Source organism: Actimicrobium sp. CCI2.3 (assembly GCF_035019065.1).
Taxonomy (GTDB): domain Bacteria; phylum Pseudomonadota; class Gammaproteobacteria; order Burkholderiales; family Burkholderiaceae_D; genus Actimicrobium.
Genome location: NZ_JASJWR010000065.1, coordinates 1 through 4,960 on the forward strand (window position 1 = coordinate 1; position 4,960 = coordinate 4,960).

5 protein-coding genes are annotated in these 4,960 nt (G+C 54.5%); all 5 read left to right on the forward strand.

Going from position 1 to position 4,960, the window contains the following annotated elements; translation table 11 throughout:
* Positions 1 to 251: 251 nt before the first annotated feature.
* The 5 genes from QN370_RS20320 to QN370_RS20340 all read left to right on the forward strand — a co-directional run bounded on the left by QN370_RS20320 (position 252) and on the right by QN370_RS20340 (position 4,890).
* Positions 252 to 437, forward strand: coding sequence for a hypothetical protein (locus tag QN370_RS20320; protein ID WP_323581817.1), 186 nt, complete (start codon positions 252 to 254; stop codon positions 435 to 437).
* Complete coding sequence (locus tag QN370_RS20325; RefSeq protein WP_322127178.1) at positions 430 to 1,392, forward strand: tyrosine-type recombinase/integrase; 963 nt, start codon at positions 430 to 432, stop codon at positions 1,390 to 1,392. The genes QN370_RS20320 and QN370_RS20325 overlap by 8 nt, the downstream gene beginning before the upstream one ends.
* Positions 1,393 to 1,696: 304 nt before the next feature.
* On the forward strand, positions 1,697 to 2,527 hold the full coding sequence (locus tag QN370_RS20330; protein ID WP_322127177.1) for an SIR2 family NAD-dependent protein deacylase: 831 nt from the start codon (positions 1,697 to 1,699) through the stop codon (positions 2,525 to 2,527).
* Positions 2,528 to 2,658: 131 nt separating this feature from the next.
* The gene (locus tag QN370_RS20335) at positions 2,659 to 3,666 is read left to right on the forward strand and encodes a helix-turn-helix transcriptional regulator (RefSeq protein ID WP_323581818.1); all 1,008 of its coding nucleotides are present in this window, start codon (positions 2,659 to 2,661) and stop codon (positions 3,664 to 3,666) included.
* A gap of 180 nt (positions 3,667 to 3,846) precedes the next feature.
* Complete coding sequence (locus tag QN370_RS20340; RefSeq protein ID WP_322127175.1) at positions 3,847 to 4,890, forward strand: hypothetical protein; 1,044 nt, start codon at positions 3,847 to 3,849, stop codon at positions 4,888 to 4,890.
* Positions 4,891 to 4,960 lie beyond the last annotated feature (70 nt).

Sequence of the window (4,960 nt, forward strand, 5' to 3'; positions counted from 1 at the left end):
GAATATGGTCATTACAATATAATTAACGTACTGCAAAAAAATCGAACAGTCTTCAACTTAACAGAGGACTACCTACGTAATCGAGTCAAAGGTAATATGCAACAAGTTTAATAAATTCTGAAATTACCTAGAAATCATCCTTGTCTGTTGAAAAATTATCATCATTATAGAAGAACTTTTCCACAAAGCAACATTTGTTAGTTAATTTCATTTACTATTGATAAAATACGTTATCGATATTAAAATGCAAGATGAACACCATGTTGTCGTTCTATCTATGGATTGCACCAAAATGGCGAAAAATCGCCGCCAACCGATTAAAAGTGCTGGTCGGCAAGACAGCAACGAAAATGAAAGCGGGGAAGATGCTGGAAGGTACTATTTGGTCGAGGCAGCGCATCATTCCTTTTAAACAATGGAAAGCGATATATGTCTGACAACCTGATCGACATGACCTCATCCACGCGCCTTGCCGACGTCCGGTTCCAGCAACTCGATGACGTACCCGCCGCCGCGACCTGGTTTGCCAATATCGCCAACCCGCAGACCCGGCGTGCGTACCAAAGCGACCTGACAGAATTCATGACCTTTACCGGGATCACTAATCCCGACCAGTTCCGCAGTGTCCGCCGAGGGCACTTGCTGGCCTGGCGCAAAGATCTGGAACAGCGGGCATTGAGCAGTGCGACGATCCGTCGCAAACTCGCCGCCCTCTCCTCGCTGTTTGAATATCTGTGCGAAACCAATGCGGTAGAGAGCAATCCGGTCAAGGGGGTCAAGCGGCCCAAGGTCGACAGCGCCGGAGGAAAGACACCGGCCATCGGTGATCACCAGGCGCGAGCGCTGCTGGCGATCCCGGACATCATGACTCTGCGTGGATTGCGTGACCGCGCCATTTTGTCGACCCTGCTCTATCACGGCTTACGCCGGGCCGAATTGTGCCGGTTGACGACCGGCGATCTGCAGCAGCGCCGTGGAGTGATGCACCTGCAAGTTCACGGCAAGGGATCAAAAATCCGGTACGTCCCACTGCATCCCTGGACCGCCGAACAGATCGAGCTCTATCTGCTCGCCGCCGGTCACGAGTCCGACAAAGCTGGCGCCCTCTTCCGCGCCGTCAAGAACAACGTTAACGGTAATACCCGGGCCTCGGTCACGCCGGATGGGATCTATAAAATGCTGATGGGGTATGCAGGTGAACTGAAATTTGAGATTGCGGGTTTTGGACCACATGCGTTAAGAGCGACAGCTGCCACCAATGCCCTGGATCATGGGGCGGATATCGCCAAGGTCCAGGAATGGCTGGGACATGCCAACATTGCGACGACCCGGATTTACGACCGCCGCACGACACGCCCGGAGGACAGTCCGACTTTCAAGGTCAGTTACTGATAGGAAGTTCTTGTGCGATCGACTGGATCATCCCGCTATTGCGGGAATGAACCTTCATCAGGGCTTGTTCGATAGATGGGGCTGAGTACGACGACTTCATAAGCATGGCCCGCGTGTTGGTTGCCTGGTCTATCAGCAACAAATGGGAGCAAACCGGCCTGTCCTCACGCAGGCGACACAGGTTGTCGCACATGCCTGTTATCTTTTGGATGAGCAACAAGTAGCCAGAATCCATGCCAAATCAACTCGTCGTGCTTCGCGAAAACTGCAGACGCCACACGACAACTGCAACCTAAAGAATTTAATGATCAACATACCCCACCCGCTACGCGAAGCAGCCAAATGGCTACTGGATGCAGATGGACTTCTAGTGACCGCTGGCGCTGGGATGGGCGTCGATTCCGGCCTGCCTGACTTTCGCGGGACTGACGGTTTCTGGCGCGCCTATCCGGCGCTCGGTAAGCAGGGCATCAGGTTCCAGGACATTGCGAATCAATCCGCATTTAGCGAGAACCCACGGCATGCCTGGGGATTTTACGGACACCGGCTACAACTGTATCGCGACACGCAACCACATGACGGCTTCAAGATTTTGCAGCATCTGGCAAGACCCATGAAAAACGGGTTATTTGTTTTTACAAGCAACGTGGACGGCGGATTTCAGAAGGCCGGATTTTCCGAACAGCGCATTTCTGAATGTCATGGATCGATACATCATTTGCAGTGTCTGGAATCCTGCACGGAAGCTATCTGGTCGGCCGACGGGCTTCAAGTCAACGTTGATCGTGAAAACGGCCTTCTGACCTCGGCGCTGCCTACCTGTCCGCATTGTGGTGGGCTGGTGCGGCCGAACATCCTAATGTTCAACGACGCGTCGTGGCAATCTGCGCGCACGGACCAGCAGCATGATGCGCTGGAGCGCTGGCTTGTCCATGTTGAACGGCCGGTCGTGATCGAACTCGGTGCGGGGACAGCGATTCCCTCGGTACGTCGCACGAGCGAAAGCACCGGCGCACCGCTGCTTCGCATCAACCCCACAGCGCCGGAGGTCCGCGGTGATAACGCGATCGGCATTGCGGGCGGTGCGCTGACGACGCTGAAGGAACTGCATGCCTGCGTCGAACAGTTAATCTAAAGCAATTTTCCGACAACTCATAGCGTTAGCTAAGTTACTATTGAGTAATAAGTTAGCCAAAGCGTACTCAGCAGTGTCAGGATGCGCAAAAGACGACACTCACGAATCAACCACAATGATGGCGAGAAAATTTGGCGACGAATCAACAGACGCTCCTGCGTCAGTGGCACATGCTGCGTCTCATTCCCCGGGCTCCGGCCAAGGTTTCAGTGCAAGATTTGCAAGACCGGCTGGGCGCAAGTGGCTTCGACGTGCATCAGCGCTCGATCCAGCGCGACCTGAAGGAGCTCGAGCAGGTTTTCCCGCTCGTGATCGATGCGCGGGACAAGCCTTACGGCTGGAGTTGGCACCGCGACGGTGCCAGCTTTGACCTGCCGGGGCTCGGCATACCCGAAGCGCTGATGTTGAACATGGTAGATCAGCACATGCAGAACCACCTTCCGCCGGCAACCTTGGATGCCTTGCGGCCGTATTTCAAGACGGCTTCGCAAGCACTGGCCAATGCCACCGGGTCGGCCAATTCAAATAACTGGCTCAACAAGATCCGCTCGGTTGTTCCGATGCAGCCCCTGCTCGCGCCGATAGTGGATGAAACCAGCCAGCGTGTCGTCTACCAGGCCCTTATGCATGAACAGCAGCTCAAGCTGACCTACCGCAAGCGTGACGCCGCTGTGGCCACTGTCTACGACGGTGTACATCCCCTGGCGGTGGTCCAGCGCGGCAAGCTCATTTACCTCGTCTGCCGTCTTGCCGGTCGGGTGGGCGAACGCATGCTGCCGTTGCATAGGGTCGTGGCGGCCGAGATGCTGGCGGATGCGGCGCACATCGACGCTGACTTTTCGATCGACGAGTACATCCGTAGCGGTGCTTTTGGCTTCGGAAAAGGGGGTGACCTGAAGCTGGAGGCAATTTTTACACGCGCCTGCGGAGAGCATTTATTCGAGACACCACTCAGCGCCGACCAGACATTGCATCTGCTCGACGATGACCACTTGTCGCTCGTGGCCACCGTTTCGGATTCGAAGGCGCTTGTCTGGTGGCTGCTGGGCCTAGGCGATGGTGTCGAGGTATTGACGCCGATCGGTTTGCGACAGCAGATGAAAGAGACGACGCAGCGGATGGCCAGCATGTACCAATAGCTATACGAAGTACAGGCAGCAATAGCCTGATCGCCGTGCTTTGGTCAGAACAAGACCACCTGTGCGATCAATGAAACGATCCGATTCACCATGTCGATGTGGGCATGTCAGCCGCCGGACGCCGGATATCAGATATCAGGCACGGCCAGTTCAACAGTTTTATCCTCCAGGATCATTGCCATGCAAACCATCCAGTTGTTGTACCCGAAGAAAACAAAAATCGACCTTGCTCTTGTACTTGCCTGCTGGGTGGAACTCACCGAGTTGTGGCGCCCATCCCATGCTGATTCTGATCCGTTTATTTTGCCGATGCCCGTTTATGCGAGTAGGGAAACACTGCAAACGCGCTTGGCGCGCAACCCCGAGTACGCCTACAGCTTCGATGTCTTGCTGCGAATTTGCTCACCGAATCGGGGCACTATGCAGGCGGTACCAGAATTTTTTAATGAGCCTAATGATGCTTGGGTGTTGAGAAAGCCATTTGCTAACGGACTTGTAAATGCTGCTGGTTCTCCCACAGAAGTCAATTGCGTAGTCCTGACGGAAGGCGCTATTAATCATTGGAAAGGCCTCCTGCCCGCACAACGGGAAGAAGCAACGCGTACCGCCCAGGCCCTGATTGAAGCCGACGTCGAGACGGACGACACGATCGTCGCTCTGATGCCGATGGAATTGGCCGAGTCTGGCGTGACAAACGTTGCAGCAATCGATGCGGAGAACAGTCCGGCGAATCCGCCCCGTTCGCTTGACGAAGCCACTTCGCTCGACAGCGCAGATGTTCCTGAACGCGCCAGTATTCTCAAGCAGCTCGTTGAGGACATTCAAAGCAACTCATTTGAACGCAGGTATCGTATGCAAGGCCTCGGTCTTCCCGATGTGAATGGATGGGACAAACGACTCGAGGCTTACTTCTGGCCACACCCGGCGTGCGGCTACGAATTCACGTGCAACAAACTACAGGACTTGACTGACCAGTCACGGCAGTTGGCAGAAGCACTGCAGGGCGGTCAGTCATGGAGCACGGACGAAGGGTATGCCGCGATCATTTTAGCTAACAAAATATTCGTCTGGGGTGGCGTGCCACAGATGCCAGAAACTGTTTCGGCAGAAACCGTCGAACATGTGTTTCGCGATGCACTCGATGCCCGTTCCGATTCAGAAGCATTGATGAATAGTGGCTGGACGAAGGTAGCGGCATTCGCAACAGCGCATCTTGAAACGTAAGCGGTCACCCAGCGGCGTTATAGCCCCCCGTTAAACCTCCCGTCAGAATCGAATTTTGATCAATGACGCG

Coding starts and splice junctions, on each gene's coding strand:
- QN370_RS20320 (WP_323581817.1), top strand. CDS start 252: ATGAACACCATGTTGTCGTTCTATCTATGGATTGCACCAAAATGGCGA.
- QN370_RS20325 (WP_322127178.1), top strand. CDS start 430: ATGTCTGACAACCTGATCGACATGACCTCATCCACGCGCCTTGCCGAC.
- QN370_RS20330 (WP_322127177.1), top strand. CDS start 1,697: ATGATCAACATACCCCACCCGCTACGCGAAGCAGCCAAATGGCTACTG.
- QN370_RS20340 (WP_322127175.1), top strand. CDS start 3,847: ATGCAAACCATCCAGTTGTTGTACCCGAAGAAAACAAAAATCGACCTT.